At 55.2% G+C, this 20,216-nt stretch carries 18 protein-coding genes; 14 read left to right on the forward strand and 4 right to left on the reverse strand.

Annotation, left to right across the window (positions count from 1 at the left end; genetic code table 11):
- Position 1: 1 nt before the first annotated feature.
- Entirely contained in the window at positions 2 to 451 is a 450-nt protein-coding gene (locus G6L28_RS06840) for a type II toxin-antitoxin system RatA family toxin (RefSeq protein WP_174063035.1), read from the forward strand.
- Here the strand turns inward: G6L28_RS06840 and G6L28_RS06845 are convergent.
- The gene (locus G6L28_RS06845; protein WP_174063036.1) at positions 439 to 942 is read right to left on the reverse strand and encodes a CinA family protein; all 504 of its coding nucleotides are present in this window, start codon (positions 940 to 942) and stop codon (positions 439 to 441) included. The genes G6L28_RS06840 and G6L28_RS06845 overlap by 13 nt on opposite strands.
- Positions 939 to 2,147, reverse strand: a complete 1,209-nt coding sequence (locus G6L28_RS06850; RefSeq protein WP_174063093.1) for a bifunctional 2-C-methyl-D-erythritol 4-phosphate cytidylyltransferase/2-C-methyl-D-erythritol 2,4-cyclodiphosphate synthase — start codon at positions 2,145 to 2,147, stop codon at positions 939 to 941. The genes G6L28_RS06845 and G6L28_RS06850 overlap by 4 nt, the downstream gene beginning before the upstream one ends.
- A gap of 319 nt (positions 2,148 to 2,466) precedes the next feature.
- On the opposite strand from G6L28_RS06850, the gene dusB reads away from it, so the two are divergent.
- The 9 genes from dusB (at position 2,467) to G6L28_RS06895 (ending at position 14,453) form a co-directional block, all read left to right on the forward strand.
- Positions 2,467 to 3,393: a tRNA dihydrouridine synthase DusB gene (gene dusB / locus G6L28_RS06855; protein WP_234902492.1), complete on the forward strand. Its 927-nt coding sequence runs from the start codon at positions 2,467 to 2,469 to the stop codon at positions 3,391 to 3,393.
- A complete protein-coding gene (locus G6L28_RS06860) occupies positions 3,390 to 4,538 on the forward strand; it encodes a two-component system sensor histidine kinase NtrB (protein ID WP_174063037.1) in 1,149 nt (382 codons plus the stop codon). Before dusB ends, G6L28_RS06860 begins: the two co-directional genes overlap by 4 nt.
- Positions 4,535 to 5,986 carry a nitrogen regulation protein NR(I) gene (gene ntrC, locus G6L28_RS06865; protein WP_174063038.1) on the forward strand — a complete coding sequence of 484 codons (1,452 nt, stop codon included), beginning with the start codon at positions 4,535 to 4,537 and terminating at the stop codon, positions 5,984 to 5,986. Before G6L28_RS06860 ends, ntrC begins: the two co-directional genes overlap by 4 nt.
- Positions 5,987 to 6,133: 147 nt before the next feature.
- Positions 6,134 to 8,398: a sensor histidine kinase NtrY-like gene (locus tag G6L28_RS06870; protein ID WP_174063039.1), complete on the forward strand. Its 2,265-nt coding sequence runs from the start codon at positions 6,134 to 6,136 to the stop codon at positions 8,396 to 8,398.
- Positions 8,388 to 9,752 (forward strand): sigma-54-dependent transcriptional regulator, encoded by a 1,365-nt coding sequence (locus G6L28_RS06875; RefSeq protein ID WP_174063040.1) that lies wholly within the window; start codon positions 8,388 to 8,390, stop codon positions 9,750 to 9,752. The genes G6L28_RS06870 and G6L28_RS06875 overlap by 11 nt, the downstream gene beginning before the upstream one ends.
- A gap of 36 nt (positions 9,753 to 9,788) precedes the next feature.
- On the forward strand, positions 9,789 to 11,165 hold the full coding sequence (gene trkA, locus G6L28_RS06880; protein WP_174063041.1) for a Trk system potassium transporter TrkA: 1,377 nt from the start codon (positions 9,789 to 9,791) through the stop codon (positions 11,163 to 11,165).
- Between the two features lie 191 nt (positions 11,166 to 11,356).
- Complete coding sequence (gene hfq, locus G6L28_RS06885; RefSeq protein WP_027673217.1) at positions 11,357 to 11,599, forward strand: RNA chaperone Hfq; 243 nt, start codon at positions 11,357 to 11,359, stop codon at positions 11,597 to 11,599.
- A gap of 224 nt (positions 11,600 to 11,823) precedes the next feature.
- Positions 11,824 to 13,152, forward strand: coding sequence for a GTPase HflX (gene hflX, locus G6L28_RS06890; RefSeq protein ID WP_234902487.1), 1,329 nt, complete (start codon positions 11,824 to 11,826; stop codon positions 13,150 to 13,152).
- A gap of 116 nt (positions 13,153 to 13,268) precedes the next feature.
- The gene (locus G6L28_RS06895; RefSeq protein WP_174063042.1) at positions 13,269 to 14,453 is read left to right on the forward strand and encodes a GGDEF domain-containing protein; all 1,185 of its coding nucleotides are present in this window, start codon (positions 13,269 to 13,271) and stop codon (positions 14,451 to 14,453) included.
- 12 nt (positions 14,454 to 14,465) lie between these two features.
- Here the strand turns inward: G6L28_RS06895 and mazG are convergent, their stop codons facing one another.
- Positions 14,466 to 15,305, reverse strand: coding sequence for a nucleoside triphosphate pyrophosphohydrolase (gene mazG / locus G6L28_RS06900; RefSeq protein ID WP_174063043.1), 840 nt, complete (start codon positions 15,303 to 15,305; stop codon positions 14,466 to 14,468).
- A gap of 20 nt (positions 15,306 to 15,325) precedes the next feature.
- Complete coding sequence (locus tag G6L28_RS06905; protein WP_174063044.1) at positions 15,326 to 15,913, reverse strand: nucleoside deaminase; 588 nt, start codon at positions 15,911 to 15,913, stop codon at positions 15,326 to 15,328.
- A 232-nt stretch (positions 15,914 to 16,145) separates the two neighbouring features.
- On the opposite strand from G6L28_RS06905, the gene cysG reads away from it, so the two are divergent.
- From cysG to G6L28_RS06925, 4 genes are read left to right on the forward strand one after another with little or no spacing between them, the layout of a single operon-like run.
- The gene (gene cysG / locus G6L28_RS06910; RefSeq protein ID WP_174063045.1) at positions 16,146 to 17,606 is read left to right on the forward strand and encodes a siroheme synthase CysG; all 1,461 of its coding nucleotides are present in this window, start codon (positions 16,146 to 16,148) and stop codon (positions 17,604 to 17,606) included.
- Positions 17,599 to 17,913 carry a DUF2849 domain-containing protein gene (locus G6L28_RS06915; RefSeq protein ID WP_174063046.1) on the forward strand — a complete coding sequence of 105 codons (315 nt, stop codon included), beginning with the start codon at positions 17,599 to 17,601 and terminating at the stop codon, positions 17,911 to 17,913. The genes cysG and G6L28_RS06915 overlap by 8 nt, the downstream gene beginning before the upstream one ends.
- An 8-nt stretch (positions 17,914 to 17,921) precedes the next feature.
- Positions 17,922 to 19,592: a nitrite/sulfite reductase gene (locus G6L28_RS06920; RefSeq protein WP_174063047.1), complete on the forward strand. Its 1,671-nt coding sequence runs from the start codon at positions 17,922 to 17,924 to the stop codon at positions 19,590 to 19,592.
- Positions 19,593 to 19,605: 13 nt separating this feature from the next.
- The gene (locus tag G6L28_RS06925) at positions 19,606 to 20,112 is read left to right on the forward strand and encodes a DUF934 domain-containing protein (protein ID WP_174063048.1); all 507 of its coding nucleotides are present in this window, start codon (positions 19,606 to 19,608) and stop codon (positions 20,110 to 20,112) included.
- Positions 20,113 to 20,216 lie beyond the last annotated feature (104 nt).

A 20,216-nucleotide genomic window follows, 5' to 3' on the forward strand; every position in this document is an offset into this window, starting at 1 on the left:
CATGCCGCACTTCGAAACTCGCCGCCCCGTAAAACACTCTCCTCAACGGATGTACGATCTCGTAGCCGACGTGGAGAAGTACCCGGAATTCCTGCCGCTCTGCGAAGCATTGAGCGTTCGCTCTAGAAAGGAGCGGGACGGAAAGTCGCTTCTGGTTGCCGACATGACCGTAGGTTACAAGGCGATCCGTGAAACCTTCACGACCCAGGTTTTGTTGAAGCCGGAAGAGCATGCCATCGACGTGAAATATCTGGATGGCCCGTTCAAATACCTGGATAATCGCTGGCGTTTCGAGCCATCGCCTGATGGAGGGTGTTCCGTTTATTTCTATATCGATTACGAGTTCAAAAGCCTTATTCTCGGTGCCGTGATGGGATCGATGTTCGACCGAGCTTTCCGCATGTTTGCAGAAGCGTTCGAGGCCCGTGCCGACCGCATTTATGCGGAGTGAGCAAGCTCGAGCAACATTTCCAGCGCGGTCTTGATTGTGGCAAGCCGTACCTGATCCCGGCCGATGTCACCGTAGCGCATTTCTCTGTGAGCGACGTTGCCGTTTCGGCTCTTGGCTGCCAGATGCACGAGGCCGACCGGCTTTTCCAAAGACCCGCCGCCGGGTCCGGCAACACCCGTAACCGCAACTGCGAACGACGCACGCGAGTGAAGCAGCGCACCATCGACCATCTGTAGAGCTATTTCTCTGGAAACAGCGCCGAATGTATTGAGCGTTGCTTGCGAAACGCCAAGCATGTCGACCTTTGCTTCGTTGGTGTAGGTCACGAATCCTCTGTCGACCACCGCTGAAGAGCCTGAAATCTCCGTCAAAGCCCCTGCGATCAGCCCCCCGGTGCAGCTTTCCGCCGTTGAAACCATATGTCCCGCAGCAGTGAAGCCGGTGATGATCCGGGTAGCGAGGATCTCGATTTCCTTTGGGAAGATGCTCATGAGGGTGTCCGATAGACGACCGTTGCCGTGGCGATGGCGGCAATGCCCTCTCGCCGTCCGACAAAGCCGATGGTCTCGTTCGTAGTGGCCTTGACCGAGCATCTGTCGAGCGAAATATCAAGCATGGTTGAAAGATTCTCTCGCATGGCTTGACGGTGCGGCCCCACGCGCGGAGCTTCCGCTATCAACGAAACATCGGCGTTCATGATCGTGCCGCCATTGTCACGCACGACCTTTGCTGCATGTTCGAGGAAGATGCGGGAGGGCGCACCCTTCCACTGCGGGTCCGAAGGCGGAAAATGGTCGCCAATATCTCCGGCACCGCATGTTGCCAACAGCGCGTCGGTCAAGGCGTGCAATGCGACATCCGCGTCCGAATGTCCTTTCAGCGTTTGATCGTGCGGAATGAATATACCGCAGAGTGTTACGCCATCGCCTGCTTCCAACTGATGCACGTCATAGCCGTTTCCGGTTCGTACATCCGGCAACGAAGTGGAAAGTCTCTCATCGGCCATGGCAATATCCCGTTTCAATGTAAGCTTCACGTTGTCTACCGATCCCTCGACGAGAGTAACAGGGATACCCGCCCATTCGGCAATGGAAGCATCATCGGTAAAATCCGTTCTGCCCGATGTTTCCGCTGCTGCGTGTGCCGCAAGGATGGCCGCAAACTCGAAGGCTTGCGGGGTTTGGGCTGCGTAGAGACCACTTCGGGAAACCGTATCCTGAACCATGCCAGCCTGGCCGCGCTTCAGCGTGTCCGTAACGGGCAGGGCAGGCAGAACAGCCTTCGCGCCACCGGAAAGCTCCGATGAAATCCGCTCCAGCAAGTCGTTCTTTATAAACGGTCGAACCGCGTCGTGGATCAGTACATGAGTGATGTTGCGATCCTTGAGTGCTTCAAGACCCGCGAGAACCGAATTTTGACGTGTAGATCCCCCTGTGACCGTAACGAGGGAGGAGCTCTCAGGAAGGCGCTGCGCGACCTGTTCAAACAAGAGACGATCGTCGGGATGGATCACTACCACGAGGGGCGCATTAGGCTGCCACTCGAGAAAAGTTCTCAGTGTATGCTCGATAACGGCCTTGCCGCCTATTGCGCGATATTGTTTCGGTCCCTCTTCGGGGGAGCCCGCCCGTTCGCCTCTCCCGGCGGCTACGATCACGGTACCGATTTTATCATTGATTCTCTTGGCCGTGTTCATACTCACCCAGTCCGTCCTTCAAGGTTGACAGTTTTGCTCTAACCCCTCAAAAAACGAAAAACCAGCCTCAATCGGCGTTGTGATCCATATGAACGAAATAGAGCTGGTTGCTGCGTGGGGCCACCGGATTTCCTCGAATGGCTCTGTTAAAAAATAAGAACAAATGTCGTTTTGGTGCTTGGCAAGCGATGAAACGCTGTCTAAAAATAATGCAAAATTATTTTCTGCATGAAAGATCACCAAATTGGCCATCCCGGCTTTGTCAGAGCAGCTAAAAATCGGCCCTGTGACCATTCGCAACCGGGCAGTGCTTGCGCCGATGTCCGGCGTCACGGACTTGCCTTTTCGCAGGATTGCCTGGCGTTTTGGTGCCGGCTTGGTAGTGACCGAAATGGTGGCTAGTCGTGAGCTGGTGGCCAACAAGGGCGAATCATGGGCGCGGTTGAAAAATGCGGGCATGACGCCACACATGGTTCAACTGGCCGGGCGAGAAGCGCACTGGATGGCTGAGGCGGCAAAGATCGCGGCAGACAACGGTGCGGATATCATCGATATCAACATGGGCTGTCCTGCAAAGAAAGTCACCGGTGGTTATTCCGGCTCGGCACTGATGCGTGATCCAGATCATGCCTTGGGGATAATCGAGGCAACGGTCAAAGCCGTCGATGTTCCGGTGACAGTGAAAATGCGGCTGGGTTGGGATGAAAATTCCCTCAATGCACCAGAAATCGCCGCGCGCGCCGAAGCGGTTGGCGTGCAACTCATCACCATCCATGGCAGGACGCGGATGCAATTCTATGAAGGTCGCGCAGATTGGGATGCTATCAAGGCAATACGTGATGTCATTTCCATTCCGCTGATCGCTAATGGTGATGTCGAGACGGACGTTGATGCGGCGGAAATCCTGCGGCGTTCCGGTGCCGATGCGGTGATGGTCGGTCGCGGTGCTCAGGGCCAGCCTTGGCTGCCTGCTGTTCTCGCAGGTAACGCCCCGCCAGCGCATGACGACATTAGCGATATCGCTGTTGAGCATTACGAAATGATGCTGGAATTTTATGGCGTCGAGGCCGGGCTACGTCATGCCCGCAAGCATCTCGGCTGGTACCTGGATCGCTTCGCACCAGAAATGCCGGGTGATGAGAAGGCTCAGATCATGACATTGAAAAACACGAGCCAGGTGATCGCCATGCTTCGATCCGCTCTCAACCAAGGCGCGGATCAAGCCGCCGCAAGGAAGGCAGCATGAGCGCCGAAACGTCATCCGCATCTGGCAATAACGCACTTGCCATGGCCGTGCTTAATGCGGTTCAAAACCCGGTTATCCTCGTGAATGAGGAGGGGTTCGTTGCTTTCGCAAACTGGGAGGCTGAAGCGTTCTTCGGCGCAAGCGCGACGCATCTGGCCCGTTACCGGATTTCGACCTTCATACCGTTCGGCAGTCCATTGCTTGCTCTCATCGATCAGGTGCGCGAGCGGCGTGCACCAGTCAATGAATATCGCGTCGATCTGTCTTCCCCACGTCTCGGTCAGGACAAGTTGGTCGACCTTTATGTCGCACCTGTCGTCAGCGAACCCGGATCGGTGGTTGTGGTGTTTCAGGAACGCTCGATGGCCGACAAGATCGACCGGCAGTTGACGCATCGAGCCGCTGCCCGTTCGGTGACCGGTCTGGCATCCATGCTGGCGCATGAAATCAAGAACCCGCTTTCCGGCATTAGAGGCGCTGCGCAGTTGCTGGAAACCTCGGTAGAGGACGAAGACAGGGCGCTGACCCGCCTGATCTGCGACGAAACCGACCGCATCGTGTCGCTGGTCGACCGGATGGAAATCTTTTCGGATGAACGCCCGGTGGATCGCATGCCGGTCAACATTCACTCGGTTCTGGATCATGTCAAAGCGGTGGCCAAAGCTGGCTTTGCCCGCAATATCAAAATTACCGAGAATTACGATCCCTCACTGCCGCCGGTTTACGCAAACCGCGATCAGCTAGTGCAGGTCTTCCTTAATCTGGTGAAGAATGCAGCAGAAGCTGTGGGTAACCAGTCGGATGGCGAAATCATTTTGACCACTGCCTATCGCCCTGGCATTCGCCTTTCGGTCGCCGGAAGTCGCGAGCGCATTTCACTGCCGCTCGAATTTTGCGTGCATGATAACGGGCCCGGTGTTCCGCCTGATCTTCTGCCACATCTTTTCGATCCCTTCATTACCACCAAGACCAACGGCTCCGGTCTTGGCCTAGCTCTCGTCGCAAAGCTCATAGGTGCCCATGGCGGCATCGTGGAATGCGACAGCCAGAATCACCGCACGACTTTCCGCGTATTGATGCCCGTCTCCCCCGAAGTGGCGCCTGACGACAGCATTGTGCAGAACCCGACAGGACCAAATTCATGACAGCAACGATTCTCGTGGCCGATGACGATGCGGCCATCCGCACAGTTCTCAATCAGGCGCTGAGCCGCGCTGGTTATGATGTGCGGATCACCTCAAACGCTGCAACGCTTTGGCGTTGGGTTTCGGCAGGTGAGGGCGATCTGGTGGTAACCGACGTCGTTATGCCGGACGAAAATGCATTCGATCTCCTTCCGCGTATCAAGAAGGCTAGGCCAGACCTGCCCGTGTTGGTGATGAGCGCGCAAAACACTTTCATGACGGCGATCAAGGCTTCCGAAAAGGGTGCCTATGATTACCTGCCGAAGCCATTCGACCTTACCGAATTGATCGCCATCATCGGGCGAGCCCTGTCTGAGCCGAAACGCAAGCCAGCGAAGTTGGACGACGACATGCAGGACGGCATGCCGCTGGTCGGTCGCTCTGCTGCCATGCAGGAAATCTACCGTGTTCTGGCACGTCTGATGCAGACCGACCTGACACTGATGATTACGGGCGAGTCCGGAACGGGCAAGGAACTGGTGGCTCGCGCGCTGCATGACTATGGAAAGCGCCGTAATGGCCCTTTCGTTGCGATCAATATGGCGGCCATCCCGCGTGATCTGATCGAATCCGAACTTTTCGGCCATGAGAAAGGTGCTTTCACCGGCGCACAAAACCGTTCGACAGGTCGCTTCGAGCAGGCCGAGGGTGGTACACTGTTCCTCGATGAAATCGGCGACATGCCGATGGATGCTCAGACGCGGCTGCTTCGCGTTCTTCAGCAGGGCGAATATACGACAGTTGGTGGTCGCACGCCCATCCGTACCGACGTGCGTATCGTTGCCGCAACCAACAAGGATTTGAAACAGTCCATCAATCAGGGCCTGTTTCGCGAAGACCTGTATTACCGCCTGAACGTGGTCCCCTTGCGCCTGCCGCCTCTTCGTGATCGCGCAGAGGATATCCCCGATCTGGTGCGTCATTTCATCCAGACGGGCGAGAAGGAGGGACTTGAGGGCAAGCGTTTCGAAAACGAGGCGCTTGAGTTGATGAAGGCATATGCGTGGCCGGGCAACGTGCGTGAGCTTGAAAACCTCATCCGCCGCTTGATGGCGCTCTATCCCCAGGAGGTCATCACCCGCGAGATCATCGATCAGGAACTTCAGTCGGATGTTCCGGATAGTCCTATCGACCGCACTGCTGTCCGCAGTGGCTCGATGACGATTTCGCAAGCTGTTGAAGAAAACATGCGGGACTATTTCTCAAGTTTTGGTGAGAATTTGCCGCCGCCCGGTCTCTACGATCGTGTCCTTCACGAGATGGAGTATCCGCTGATCCTAGCCGCTCTGACGGCAACGCGCGGAAACCAGATCAAGGCAGCAGATCTGCTCGGGCTTAACAGAAACACGCTTCGAAAGAAGATTCGTGAGCTCGGCGTTTCCGTTTATCGAAGCTCTCGCACTGCTTGACGATTGACAATGCAACGCTGGTCGTTGCATTTTCGCCACAAAGTGTTGCTTGGAAAACACTGGTGCATCAAAGATTCGCTACAAGTGCGGCTTGATGATGTGGGCTATGGCGGTTGTCGCTGAATAGCGGCTTTGGGAACATGATCGATGCGCAGACCAGTCGCGGATAGGAAGACCGACGATGCGACGGACGGTATGGTGATCGCCGACCGCCGAATGTCGTTTGCGCTACCCGGACTTGTTCTTGCGGGCGTAGCGCTGATTTGCGCTATCGTTACGCTTTTCGTCCTTCTAGGTCTGACGCCGATTGCGCCGACGTCCAATGTCGTGATCGCTTCGGTCATCATCAATTCGATTTTCGTTCTGGGCCTGATGTATCTCATCGGTCGCGAAATCAATCGGCTTCTGAAAGCACGACGCAAAGGCAGGGCAGCGGCGCGGCTACACGTCCGTATCGTCGTGCTGTTTTCCATTGTCGCCATAACGCCAGCTGTGCTTGTCGCAATCTTTGCCAGCTTGACGCTGAATGTCGGTCTGGACCGCTGGTTTGCGATCCGCACACAGGCCATTGTGGATTCGTCCAGCAATATCGCGCAAGCCTATATGATGGAGAATGCAGGCTATCTCCAGGGCCAGACCCTTTCCATGGCAACCGACCTCGACCGAAACCGGGCACTGTTCTACCTGGACCGTACAGGCTTTGTAGAGTTGATGACGCGACAGGCAAGAGGCCGGGGGATGCTGGGCGCGTTCCTTGTGCAGTCTGATGGCGATGCGGTCGTTCAGGCGGATATTCAGACCGAAAAGCCTTTGCCGGCGATCCCTACGGACGCACTGGAGAAAGCGGCAGCAGGCCAGCCGACCCTCATTCCGCCGGGCGTTACGAATCTCGTCGGTGCCATCATTAAGCTAGAAGGTATCGGCGGCACATTCCTTTACACCGTGCGCGCGGTCGATCCTAAAGTGATGTCGGCGATGCGGCTGATGGAGGAAAACCGCGCTGAATATAAAGCAATGGAAGCAGGTCGTGCTCCATTGCAGATGGCGTTTGCAATCCTCTATCTCGGTTTTGCGCTGATCGTGCTTCTGGCGGCAATATGGACTGCTATCGCCGTCGCCGACCGTATCGTAAGGCCTATCCGTCTGCTTATCAGCGCGGCTGATAGCGTGGCTACAGGGAATATGCACGTGCTTGTCCCGGTTCGCGCCGTGGATGGTGACGTGGGGCGTCTATCGCGCACGTTTAACAAAATGGTCTCTGAAATCCGTAGCCAGCAGGACCAGATCATCGAGGCAAAGGACGATATCGATAATCGCCGACGCTTCATCGAGGCGGTTCTATCCGGCGTCACGGCAGCCGTCATTGGCGTTGATGAAAATCGGAACGTCACCATCGCCAATCCTTCTGCGGAAGAATTTCTGGCCGTCTCGTCAGATCAGCTCGTCGGTGCGCCTTTGGGCGTCGTAGCACCCGAAATCGAACACGTTTTGACAGAAGCCGCCGCCTCGGCGCGTGTCGATTTCCGCCAGCAGATCAACATCATGCGGCGCGGCAAGGAGCGGACGCTCAACGTGCAGGTGACGCGTGAGGATGCGCGTGACGGGCGCGAGTCCTGGGTCGTGACACTCGATGATATTACCGACCTGGTGATCGCGCAGCGTTCGACCGCATGGTCTGACGTCGCACGGCGCATCGCGCATGAAATCAAGAACCCGTTGACGCCGATCCAGCTGTCAGCCGAGCGTATCAAACGCCGCTTCGGCAAGCAGATCGACGACAGCGATCGCGCCATCTTCGATCAATGTACTGACACTATCGTTCGCCAGGTTGGAGACATTGGCCGCATGGTGGACGAGTTCTCGGCCTTCGCGCGTATGCCGAAGCCGACGAAAGAGATGTCCGATCTGCGCGCAGTACTCAAGGACGCCACATTCCTCAGGGAAATGGGTGCCAGCCACGTGAAGTTCGAAACCGAGTTTGGCGATGATCCGCTGCAAGGGATGTTCGATTCCCGAATGCTGGGACAAGCCTTCGGCAACCTCATCAAGAACGCGACCGAAGCAATCGAGGCTGTAGATCCAGCTGAGGGGCGCAAGGGCCGGATATTGGTGAAAGCCGCTTTCGATGCGGCAACCAACCAGTTTGTGGTGGATGTGATCGATAATGGCAGAGGTCTGCCGGTCGAAAATCGGCATCGCATTCTGGAGCCCTATATGACGATGCGTGACAAGGGTACCGGTCTTGGTCTCGCCATCGTCAAGAAGATCATAGAAGAACACGGTGGCCATCTCGAATTGCATGATGCGCCCGCTGATTTCGATCTAGGCCGTGGAGCCATGATCAGAGTGCTGTTGCCGCATGTAGAAGCGGTCAGCATCGAAACTGACAAGGAAGTTGCATATGGCATCTGATATTCTGGTCGTTGATGACGAGGCCGATATCCGCGAAATCGTCGCAGGCATTTTGTCTGACGAGGGCCACGAAACCCGCATGGCGCATGATAGCGATAGCGCGCTTGCGGCGATTTCCGAGCGAGTACCACGCCTGATTTTCCTCGATATCTGGATGCAGGGCAGCAAACTCGACGGGCTTGCCTTGCTGGACGAAATCAAGAGCCGTCACCCGGAATTGCCCGTGGTGATGATCTCCGGCCATGGCAATATCGAGACTGCCGTGAATGCGATCAAGCGGGGCGCATTCGACTTTATTGAAAAACCGTTCAAGGCAGACCGTCTGATCCTGATTGCCGAGCGGGCGCTGGAAAACTCAAAGCTGAAGCGTGAGGTTCTGGAGCTAAAAAAGCGGACGGGCGACGCGGTTGAACTGATCGGCGCGTCGCTTGCCGTGTCTCAGTTGCGCCAGAACATCGACCGGGTCGCCCCAACGAATAGCCGCATCATGATTCTTGGCCCGTCCGGCTCCGGCAAAGAACTCGTGGCGCGCATGATCCATAAGAAATCCTCTCGTGCGAACGGTCCTTTCGTAGCGCTGAATGCTGCGACAATTACGCCTGATCGCATGGAGATTGCTCTGTTCGGAACTGAAGGTCTGCCCGGCCAGCCGCGCAAGGTCGGCGCACTGGAAGAAGCACATCGCGGCGTCCTCTATCTCGATGAAGTGGGTGAAATGCCCCGCGAAACGCAGAACAAGATCCTCCGCGTTCTTGTCGATCAGCAGTTTGAGCGCGTTGGGGGCGGGAAGCGGGTTAAAGTCGATGTCCGCATCATCTCGTCCACTGCGCTGAACCTTGAAAATCTCATTGCCGACGGCATGTTCCGTGAAGATCTTTACCATCGTCTGGCGGTGGTTCCGGTAAAGGTACCGGCGCTGTCCGAGCGTCGCGAGGATATTCCGTTCCTTGTCGACATGTTCATCCGTCAAATCTCAGAGCAGGCGGGTATCCGTACGCGAAAGATCGGCGATGATGCGATGGCCGTTCTGCAGACGCATGATTGGCCAGGAAATATCCGTCAGCTTCGCAACAACATCGAGCGACTGATGATTCTAGCCCGTCCAGAAGGTGGAGATGGTGCGATTTCGGCTGACATGCTTCCGTCCGATATTGGCGACATGCTGCCGAAGATCGCAGCGCAGGGGGATCATCACATCATGACCCTGCCACTACGCGAGGCACGCGAAATGTTCGAACGTGACTATCTGGTGGCACAGATCAGTCGTTTCGGTGGTAATATTTCCCGCACTGCGGAGTTTGTGGGAATGGAACGCTCGGCGCTTCACCGTAAGCTGAAATCGCTTGGCGTCTAAGAATATCGCTTACCTGCACGCGTTCAGAGAGAGCATATGAAAGTCATTATTTGTGGCGCGGGGCAGGTGGGCTATGGCATTGCCGAACAGCTTTCTCGTGAGGACAATGAAGTTTCCGTCATTGATACGTCTGCCGCACTGATCACCGCGATCACCGAAACGCTGGATGTGCGTGGCTATGTGGGCCATGGATCGCACCCGGATGTGCTGGCGAAGGCTGGTGCGGATCAAGCCGACATGATCATCGCAGTAACCCTCTATGATGAAATCAACATTGTCGCCTGCGAAGTGGCGCATGCACTGTTCAGTGTGCCGACAAAGATTGCCCGTATTCGTGACCAGAGCTACATGCGGCCCGAATATTGCGATCTTTTCAGCGGCGAGAACATGTCCATCGACGTGACGATTTCGCCAGAGGTTGAAGTCGGCAAGATGGTGTTACGACGAATCGCCTTTCCCGGTGCGACCGATGTCGTGCGTTTTGCCGATGATAATGTATCCATGCTGGCCATCGAGTGCATGGAAGACTGCCCGGTCGTCAACACTCCGCTACAGCAGTTGAGCCAGCTCTTTCCCGACCTCGTGGCGACAGTGGTTGGTGTCTATCGCAATGGACATCTGAAGGCCGTCGATTCCTCAGAGCAGTTGCGAACTGGCGATCTCGCCTATGTGATATGCCAGCGAGAACATGCACGCAGGACGCTCGGGCTTTTCGGCCATGAGGAAAAAGAAGCGAGCCGGATCATCATCGCTGGCGGTGGCAATATCGGCCAGTATGTGGCTCGCTCCATTGAGGAGGTGCAGCCGAAGACACGGGTGAAGATCATCGAGTCCGACAGGGAAAAGGCTGTCGCTGCATCTGAAAAGCTGAATTCGACGATTGTTCTCAACGGATCGGTGCTGGATCAGAAGATTCTGCATCAGGCAGATATTCAGGATGCAGATCTCATCGTTACGCTGACGAACAATGACCAGACGAACATTCTCGGCGCGGTGATGGCCAAGCAGCTCGGGTGCAAGTCCAATCTAGCGTTACTGAATGGCACTTCTTTTCACGATGTCGCAAAATCGCTCGCGCTCGACGCTTACATCAACCCGCGCGCAGTCACAATTTCCCGTGTTCTACAGCACGTCAGAAAAGGCCGCATTCGATCCGTCTACGCCGTGCAAAGAGGTAATGGTGAGATCATCGAGGCGGAAGCACTCGAGACATCTCCACTCGTCGGTCAGGCGCTTCGTGAAGTGGACTTGCCGGATGGTGTTCGCATCGGCGCGGTATATCGTGACAAGACGGTTCTGAGGCCGGATGGGAACATGAAAATCAAGGCAAAGGATCGTGTCGTCTTGTTCGCGTCTTCGGACGCGGTGCGGGACGTGGAACAGCTATTCCGAGTATCGCTGCAGTATTTCTAAATTATTGAGTGTTAAATAAAAACCTGCTCACTCAACAAAAAACTGAGTGAGTTTTTCGACATTGCGGAAAAGACTGCGATTTGATACCAGAGGTTCACGTCGGTTAGCGGGGGACGAGACTTTAACCGGCAAAGATAATCAATGTTTATTTCCCGGTCTCCCATCCGGGCAAAAAAGAAAGAAGCGGCGCCATGGCGGAACGTTCTCAAAACCTGCAAGATCTCTTCCTCAACACCGTTCGCAAGCAGAAGATTTCATTGACGATCTTTCTCATCAATGGCGTCAAGCTGACGGGCGTCGTGACCTCCTTCGACAACTTCTGCGTTCTTCTGCGTCGTGACGGTCACTCGCAGCTCGTGTATAAGCACGCCATTTCTACCATCATGCCGGGTCAGCCCATGCAGATGTTCGAAACGGAAGAAGGCGCGGCGTAAGGGCCGGATCCGCGAACTCATCGGCGGAATTGCCGTAGCAAATATGCCGGTCTTTACCACGGCGACAACGGAACCAGTCATTACGTTCCGTTGTTTTGCCTTGACGTCGCTTGTGTGTTTTAGTGCGACGCTCTTAATTTGTCTCAAAGAGGGACCTGCAGATTTCTACGCGTGACACATCGAACGAATCGATTATTCCAGAGCTTGAAAAGCGCCGCGACGATATGCGCGCGGTTGTTCTCGTTCCCGTTTTAAAGCAGCGCGACACGCGCGAGGCTTCCGTAACGTCGCCACCGCGGACGATGGAAGCCAAGCTGGAAGAGGCCAAGGGTCTTGCGCTCGCCATCGATCTTTCTGTCATCGAAGGACTGATCGTAACGATCAGCCAACCCCGTCCCGCGACACTGTTCGGCACCGGCAAGATCGAGGAGATCGGTCATCTTCTGGACGAGACGGATTCCGGTCTTGTGATCATCGATCACCCGTTGACGCCTGTTCAACAGCGAAATCTTGAGAAGCAGTGGAACTCGAAGGTCATTGATCGCACCGGCTTGATTCTTGAAATTTTCGGTCGTCGTGCGTCCACGAAAGAAGGTACGCTTCAGGTCGATCTTGCGCATCTGAATTACCAAAAAGGACGTCTGGTCCGCAGCTGGACACACCTTGAGCGTCAGCGTGGTGGTGCCGGTTTCATGGGTGGTCCCGGCGAAACCCAGATCGAAGCGGACCGTCGACTGTTGCAGGAGCGTATCGTAAAGCTTGAGCGCGAACTGGAGCAGGTGGTTCGAACACGCCAGCTTCACCGCGCAAAACGCCGTAAGGTTCCCCATCCTATTGTAGCTCTGGTCGGATACACCAACGCTGGCAAGTCTACGCTATTCAATCGTATTACGGGCGCGGGCGTTCTTGCGGAAGACATGCTGTTTGCGACGCTCGATCCGACATTGCGTCGGATGAAGTTGCCGCATGGCCGCACCGTCATCCTGTCCGATACGGTCGGTTTCATTTCAGATCTCCCAACGCACCTCGTTGCCGCTTTTCGCGCAACATTGGAAGAAGTGCTGGAAGCCGACCTCATCCTGCATGTCCGTGATATGTCTGATCCGGACAATGCGGCGCAAGCGGGCGACGTATTACGAATTCTCGGTGATCTGGGCATTGATGAGAAGGTTTCTGAGGAGCGGCTTATCGAAGTCTGGAACAAGGTGGACCGTCTCGAGCCGGAGGCTCACGATGCCATTATGCAGAAAGCGGTAGGGCGTACGAATGTGCGGGCTGTCTCTGCAATTACCGGTGAGGGCGTCGATGCTCTCATGACGGAGATTTCATCGCGCCTGTCAGGCGTTCTGACCGAGACCACGGTCGTGTTGCCAGTCGATAAGCTGAAGCTGCTGTCCTGGGTCTATGACAACGCAATAGTCGATGCTCGCGAAGACCAGGAGGACGGCTCCGTGGCGCTAGATCTCCGTCTCTCAGAAATGCAGGCTGCCGAGCTTGATCGTCTTATGGGCGTCGGGAGCCAGGCGAAACCGGAAGACTGGGAGCGGGAATAGGTTTTCCTTTTTGCATGGCAGCCATGCGGCGACTCTAAGAATTGTGGTTGCTAAGTTAGGGTTTCGTAAGGTGAGGCATGTGATATTATCGCGCAATTGATGCGAGCAGAAATTACATGTCACAGCCTTTAGATCTGGCAACCGTACTTCTTTTACACAAGCTATCTTTTTTCGTCGGCGCGCTGTGCTTCCTGTATGTACGGTCGCAGTCTCGTGAAAGTGTTGGGTTGGGTTTTCTGGCCCTCGGTTTCTTTCTCGTCGCCATGGCTTCGACTCTAGGCAGTATCGGTAAGGTTTACGTCTCGGTTGAGCACCAGTTTGCGATTGCGGGAAATTTCGCCGGGATCGTGGGTTATGCGATCTTTTGGGTGGGCATGTGCCGTATCAGCAGCCAGAGACAGCGGCGAAGAGAATGGCTGATACTGTTCTTGCCGGTCGTCGTTTGCTCCGTTCTTCTGTTGAGCGGCCTGTATACAGTTATGGCTGCAAGAGCCTTCGCGTTTCAAACCACCGCCGCTGCGTTGCTTTTTGCCGCTGCCTACACGATCTTTTCAGACCGGCGTACAGAGCCTTTACCTGTTCGCAAGGTAATCGGAGCAACGGTTGTTTTTGCAGCGATCCTGAGCATCTTTGTGGCACTTGGCGCTGTTTTCCCTACTACTTCTCTTGTGTCAGCGCGAAACGCGTTCTTCGTATCCATCATTTGTCACTTCGCGATTGCGTTCTTCGTAATGGCTCTGGTCAAGGAGCGCGCCGAGGCAGGATTAAAGCGTTTGGCCGATCTGGATATTTTGACGGGTGTGCCGAACCGCCGATCCTTCACGTCCCATTTGCCTGACGTCCTGCATCATGGCGACGTGATCGTTATGATCGACATTGATTACTTCAAGCGGATCAATGACGGTTTCGGTCACTTGGCCGGCGATGAAGTTATTGCTCGGGTGGCAAAGGAACTCTCGAGCCGCATACGTCCAACTGATCGTTTCGCCCGCTTCGGCGGCGAGGAGTTCATTCTTTATCAGCCGGCGATTGGCGAGGAAGAAGCTTTGGCACTGGCCGAAAGCACGAGGCTGCTCGTCAGCGCCATCCGGCATGTGATCGAGGATCAGAAGATTCCCGTGACTCTGAGCATGGGGCTGGCTGTCTGTGAGGAAAAGACCTGCGCACCCCTAGCGTTGATCAAGAAGGCCGATATGGCTCTTTATGCATCCAAGGCCTCCGGTCGTGATAGACTGACTGTCTACAATGCTGAGGATTTCGACTTGAAAAACTCCGGCGAAGAAATCCGGCAAGCAGGCTAGTCCCTTGCTATATCAAAGCTTTTCGAGTTGCCGTTCGATCGCCTTTGCTGCCTGCCACAACTCTTCCATTTGCTCCAGTGACGCCGATTCGAGCGTGTGACCCTGCTCTGGTAGCGATTTTTCGATGTGGTTAAAGCGGCGTCGAAACTTCGTATTCGTGCCGCGAAGTGCGTTTTCAGGATCTGCCTTAACGTGGCGACCGATGTTGACGAGCGCGAAAATTAGGTCACCCAGTTCGTCCGTGACCTTGGCGGGGTTTCCCTCAGACAAGGCTTGACGGAGCTCCGCGATCTCCTCTTCGATCTTATCCAGGATCGGCTCGGACGCAGACCAATCGAAACCGACGCGCGCTGCCTGTTCCTGCAATTTCAGCGCTTCGGTTAATGCAGGTTGGCTCCGCTGGATCGACCCAAGAAACCCGGCCTTGAAGTCCTCGGTGATACCGCGCTTTGCCCGCCGCTCCGCGCGCTCTCGTTTCTCCTGAGCCTTGATGACATCCCATTGAACTTTAACGGACTCAGCCGTATCGGCATCCGATACGGCAAACACATGAGGGTGGCGGCGGATCATTTTCGACGTTACCGCGTGAACGACATCTTCGAACGTAAACTCGCCCATCTCCTCGGCTATCCGTGAGTGGAACACGACTTGAAGCAACAGGTCACCGAGTTCGTCGCAAAGGTCGTCCATATCCTTGCGCTCGATTGCATCGGCGACCTCATAGGCTTCCTCGATGGTGTAAGGCTTTATGGTTTCGAACGTCTGTACAATGTCCCAGGGGCAACCGGTTTCAGGCTGCCGTAAAGCCTCCATGATCTCGATGAGACGGGAAATATCTTTGGAGGCTTCCATTTGAGGTCTTTTCTTCTGCGTCAGTTCAAGGGGATATCGTTGTCGGCCTTGGAAGACTGATAACTGCTGGAAAGGTCGTTATAAATTGCTTTAATACGCGCTGTCTGCTGTACCAACTCGGTCTTCAGAGGGTCGTCTTCGGTTTCCACGAGTTCGGAAATGAAAAAAGAATTCCAAAAGGAATTACTGCGTCGGTAACCGCCGGGTTCCAGCCCAAAGACTTCTTTCAGAATCTTGAGGTCGTGCGGAATGGCAAATGCGTCACGCGAATCCTCATGGCTGAAAAACGAATAGAAATTGTCGAAGCCAGCCCACGTAATAGCCGACATGCACATGGTGCAGGGTTCATGCGTCGACAGGAAAATCAGATCCTTCGTATTCGGCTTATCTTTGAGCTCGTAGAACTGCTTGAGGGTGTGGACTTCGCCGTGCCAAAGCGGGTTCTCGAGTTCATTATTTGTTTCAGCAATGACCAGCGACAGGTCGGACTTGCGCAAGATCGCCGCTCCAAAAACCTTGTTTCCTTTGGAAACGCCCAGTGTAGTCAAGGGCAGGATATTCTTTTCGATGACCTCGAGCAGGCGTCGAGCAATCGTGCGTTCAGTCAAGGTAATTTCCTGTCTTCCCGTTTGTATTAATAGAGAATGATTAAGCCCGCGAATCCTCTGAGAAATATACCATTTTCATGGAAAATACCGAGAATTCTATGTGTATTGCAAATCGGTGACGCGGTTGCTTTTCCTCAAAATCCGGGCTTGCCGAAGAATAAAAATCTACTGCATTATAACGAATAAATTTCTGTACCTTCACTGTCCAGACCTGATCGGCGATATTGCGACCATGCTTGAAACACCAGTCTCATATCATGACGAAAGACTCGACACATTCCCCGCCTTTTTCAAGGTGAGGGGAAAGCGGGTTGCCGTCTTTGGAAATGGTGATGAGGCCTATGCAAAAGTTCGTCTACTCTTGAACACGAACGCTGCGATACTGGCTTTTTCAGAGGAGCCGGAAGAGAGCTACGCACCGCTGTTGAAGAGCGGATCGGTGACGCATGTGTCTGAGGCGTTCTCTCACTCGCACCTGGACAATATCACGCTGGTATTTGCAGCGACCGGCGATGAGGCGCTTGATCGTCGAATCGTCGATGAGGCTCGTGCTCGCCGGATCCCGGCAAACGCGGTAGACCAGCCGCATTACTGCGATTTCTTCACTCCGGCCTTGGTGTCGCGTGCTCCGGTGGCTGTTGCAATCGGTTCGGAGGGTGCAGGGCCGGTGCTTGCGCAGATGATCCGTGCGCAGGTAGATCAAATGCTGTCGCCCTCGCTCGGAAGGCTGTCGCGATTGGCCGTCGAATATCGTGCTGCCGCCGAACGTGCGATCCCTAAAGGTGCCCTGCGTCGTGGCTTCTGGCGTCGCTTCTTTTCCGGCAGTGTCGCTGATGCCGTATCCCTGAACGATATTGATGCGGCTCGTGCCGCGGCCGAGCAATTGCTTGCCACCCCCGAGCGTCACGACGGCTACGTCTGGCTGGTTGGTGCTGGCCCCGGTGCTGAGGATTTGCTGACACTGCGCGCACAGCGCGTTCTCATGCAGGCGGATGTGATCGTTTACGATGCTCTCGTTCCGCAGGAAATAGTCGATATGGGTCGCCGTGATGCCGAGCGACTTTCCGTTGGCAAGCGCAAGGGCTGTCATTCGAAATCTCAGGAAGACATCAACAAGCTTTTGGTGTCGCTGGGAGAGAATGGAAAACGAGTTGTGCGCCTTAAATCCGGCGATCCGCTGGTTTACGGTCGTGCAGCGGAAGAGATGGCGGCACTGCGGGAAGCGGGCATTGGATATGAGATCGTTCCGGGCATCACCTCTGCTTTTGCTGCTGCCGCTGATTTTGAGCTGCCCTTGACACTGCGCGGTGTGGCCTCGTCTCTCATCTTCACGACAGGTCATGATCTGGCTGGCGATGTCTTGCCGGATTGGGCGCGTCTTGCGGTCTCGGGCGCAACAATCGCCGTTTATATGGGACGCTCGGTCGCTGCCTCTGTAGCCACGCGGCTGATGAGTGCGGGATTGAACGCGGATACGACCGTGGCGGTCATTGAGAACGCCAGCCGCAGTTATCGCCGTCTTATGCACGGTATATTGAAAGACTTGCCCGATCTGGAGCATCGCGACGAATTGAGCGGTCCGGTCATGGTCATCATCGGTGATGCGGTTGCCGGTGCGAATTTTGAAAGATCCGAAGCATTGGCTTTATCGCCCATTCGCTCGGATCTTGAGCAGGAGTATGCAAATGGTTGACAAGGTGCTGACAGCAAATCGCTTGAGCGATGGCATCGCCGTCTGGCTCGATGCAGCTGGTGAGTGGACTGAAGACCTTCAGGCAGCCCTGGTTGCCCGCCACGCGGAGGCGGTTGCCTCGCTGGAGGAAATAGGCAAGCGCGATTTTTCCGCGAACAAGGTCGTCGACGTAAACATTGTCGATGTCGCCGAGGAAAACGGCAAGCTTTGGCCGACACGCCTGCGTGAGCGTATTCGTGCAGCTGGCCCAACCATACCCTATGCGCCCGGCTACAAGGCAGCCGACGCGGAATTCATCGCAGTCTGAGGAATACCATGTACCGTTATGACGAGTTCGATCACGCTTTCGTAAAAGGTCGCGTGGACCAGTTTCGTAATCAGGTGGAGCGTCGCCTATCTGGAGAGCTTGCAGAAGATGCGTTTAAGCCGCTCCGCTTGATGAACGGCGTCTATCTCCAGCTTCACGCCTACATGCTGCGCGTGGCCATTCCCTACGGTACGCTGAATTCCAGGCAAATGCGGATGCTGGCGCATATCGCTCGCAAGTACGACCGCGGTTATGGTCACTTCACCACCCGCCAAAATATTCAGTACAACTGGCCGCGTCTTGCTGACACGCCCGCCATTCTTGAAGAACTGGCCACCGTTGAAATGCATGCGCTCCAAACGTCAGGCAATTGTATTCGCAACGTCACGGCAGATCATTTCGCTGGCGCTGCTGCCGATGAGGTTGCAGACCCGCGGCCCTACGCTGAAATCCTGCGCCAGTGGTCTTCGGTTCATCCGGAGTTTTCCTTTTTACCGCGCAAATTCAAGATCGCGGTAACGGGTGCCGAGCGCGACCGCGCTGCCATTCAGGTTCACGACATCGGTCTTCACTTGAAGAAGAACGAGGACGGCGAAATCGGATTTGCAGTTTATGTCGGCGGCGGGCAGGGCAGAACCCCTATGATCGCCAAGAAAATCCGTGACTTCCTGCCGGAAGAGGATTTGCTGTCCTACACGACTGCCATCATGCGCGTTTACAACCTGCATGGTCGCCGCGACAACAAGTATAAGGCACGCATCAAGATCTTGGTCCATGAAACGGGTGCTGAAGAACTAGCGCGTCAGGTCGAGAACGAGTTCGTTCATCTGAAGAACGGCGAGTTGAAACTGCCCGACGCCGATATCGCCGCGATCACCACTTATTTCGAACCGCCGAAGTTGAAGGACCGTCCCGAGAGCTGGGAGAGCCTGGCGCGCTGGAAGAAGGCGGATAGCGACTTCGCCCGATGGGTCGATCAGAACGTTCAGCCGCATCAGCACCCCGACTACGGCATGGTGACGATTTCGCTGAAGCCGATCGGTGGCATTCCGGGCGACGCATCGGACGAGCAGATGGATATCGTCGCGGATATTGCCGCCGAATATGCTTTCGATGAAATCCGCATCAGCCATGAGCAGAATATCATTCTGCCGCATGTTGCTCTAGCGGATTTGGAGCCTGTTTATCGTGCGCTTCTGGGTGCGGGTCTGGCGACTGCAAATGCCGGTCTCATCACCGATATCATTGCCTGTCCCGGGCTGGACTATTGTGCGCTCGCCAATGCGCGCTCTATTCCAGTCTCCCAGGAAATCTCAATGCGTTTCGGAGCGCCGGAGCGTCAGGCAGAAATTGGCGAACTGAAAATCAAGATTTCTGGCTGCATCAATGCATGCGGGCATCATCATGTCGGCCATATCGGGTTGCTCGGCGTGGAAAAGAAGGGGGCTGAGCTCTATCAGATCACGCTTGGCGGTTCCGGCGATGAGAACTCCTCCATCGGCGAAATCATCGGTCGTGGTTTTGAGCCCGAGAAGGTCACGGATGCGGTGGAGACGATCGTTGACACCTATCTGGGCCTGCGTCTTTCCAGGGAAGAAACCTTCCTCGAAGCATATCGCCGTGTCGGCCAGCAGCCCTTCAAGGATGCGCTTTACCCGGCATCTGCCGCGGCCGCATAAGGGACATTTGACGATGACAAAAATCTGGAACGAAAGCGGTTTCGTCGACAACGACCCGTGGGTCATAGAGACGGATGAGGTGAATGCGGAAGAAGGGCAAAATGCTGTCCTTCCACTTGATGCATTTCTCACCCGTGCTGCAGAAAGCAACGATGTAGGTCTCGGCGTTCTCATCACGCCCGCCGACGACGTGACGAAACTCGAACCGTTTATTGACCGCATCGCATTGGTCGCCATCAGCTTCCCTGCATTTAATGACGGTCGCGGCTTTAGCCACGCTTCACTTCTGCGAAGCCGCCTTAATTATAAGGAAGAGGTGCGGGCAGTTGGTGATGTGCTGATAGATCAGGTGCCGTTGATGCTGCGTACCGGCTTTACCAGCTTTGCCGTGACCAACGAGACGGCGCTGCAGCGTCTGTCGGAAAATCGCTTGCCGAGTATCGATGTCTACTACCAGCCGACGGCTAAGGCTGCGGCTGGAAATGAAGCCTATAGCTGGCGTCGCCGGCTGACCGCCTGATAGATTGCGTAAAAATATGAGTTTTTGATACTTATTTCTACGCACATAGCTGTAATGACAGTCCTGTACCTTCAAAAATACGCTCAAATGTTATATTCGCCGCG

It is taken from the genome of Agrobacterium larrymoorei, assembly GCF_013322225.1.
GTDB classification, from domain to species: Bacteria; Pseudomonadota; Alphaproteobacteria; order Rhizobiales; family Rhizobiaceae; genus Agrobacterium; species Agrobacterium larrymoorei_A.

What these genes read in the sequence shown, in the direction of transcription:
- G6L28_RS06840 (WP_174063035.1), top strand. Translation starts at nt 2, where the DNA reads ATGCCGCACTTCGAAACTCGCCGCCCCGTAAAACACTCTCCTCAACGG.
- G6L28_RS06845 (WP_174063036.1), bottom strand. Translation starts at nt 942, where the DNA reads ATGAGCATCTTCCCAAAGGAAATCGAGATCCTCGCTACCCGGATCATC.
- G6L28_RS06850 (WP_174063093.1), bottom strand. Translation starts at nt 2,147, where the DNA reads ATGAACACGGCCAAGAGAATCAATGATAAAATCGGTACCGTGATCGTA.
- dusB (WP_234902492.1), top strand. Translation starts at nt 2,467, where the DNA reads ATGTCCGGCGTCACGGACTTGCCTTTTCGCAGGATTGCCTGGCGTTTT.
- G6L28_RS06860 (WP_174063037.1), top strand. Translation starts at nt 3,390, where the DNA reads ATGAGCGCCGAAACGTCATCCGCATCTGGCAATAACGCACTTGCCATG.
- ntrC (WP_174063038.1), top strand. Translation starts at nt 4,535, where the DNA reads ATGACAGCAACGATTCTCGTGGCCGATGACGATGCGGCCATCCGCACA.
- G6L28_RS06870 (WP_174063039.1), top strand. Translation starts at nt 6,134, where the DNA reads ATGCGCAGACCAGTCGCGGATAGGAAGACCGACGATGCGACGGACGGT.
- G6L28_RS06875 (WP_174063040.1), top strand. Translation starts at nt 8,388, where the DNA reads ATGGCATCTGATATTCTGGTCGTTGATGACGAGGCCGATATCCGCGAA.
- trkA (WP_174063041.1), top strand. Translation starts at nt 9,789, where the DNA reads ATGAAAGTCATTATTTGTGGCGCGGGGCAGGTGGGCTATGGCATTGCC.
- hfq (WP_027673217.1), top strand. Translation starts at nt 11,357, where the DNA reads ATGGCGGAACGTTCTCAAAACCTGCAAGATCTCTTCCTCAACACCGTT.
- hflX (WP_234902487.1), top strand. Translation starts at nt 11,824, where the DNA reads ATGCGCGCGGTTGTTCTCGTTCCCGTTTTAAAGCAGCGCGACACGCGC.
- G6L28_RS06895 (WP_174063042.1), top strand. Translation starts at nt 13,269, where the DNA reads ATGTCACAGCCTTTAGATCTGGCAACCGTACTTCTTTTACACAAGCTA.
- mazG (WP_174063043.1), bottom strand. Translation starts at nt 15,305, where the DNA reads ATGGAAGCCTCCAAAGATATTTCCCGTCTCATCGAGATCATGGAGGCT.
- cysG (WP_174063045.1), top strand. Translation starts at nt 16,146, where the DNA reads ATGCTTGAAACACCAGTCTCATATCATGACGAAAGACTCGACACATTC.
- G6L28_RS06915 (WP_174063046.1), top strand. Translation starts at nt 17,599, where the DNA reads ATGGTTGACAAGGTGCTGACAGCAAATCGCTTGAGCGATGGCATCGCC.
- G6L28_RS06920 (WP_174063047.1), top strand. Translation starts at nt 17,922, where the DNA reads ATGTACCGTTATGACGAGTTCGATCACGCTTTCGTAAAAGGTCGCGTG.
- G6L28_RS06925 (WP_174063048.1), top strand. Translation starts at nt 19,606, where the DNA reads ATGACAAAAATCTGGAACGAAAGCGGTTTCGTCGACAACGACCCGTGG.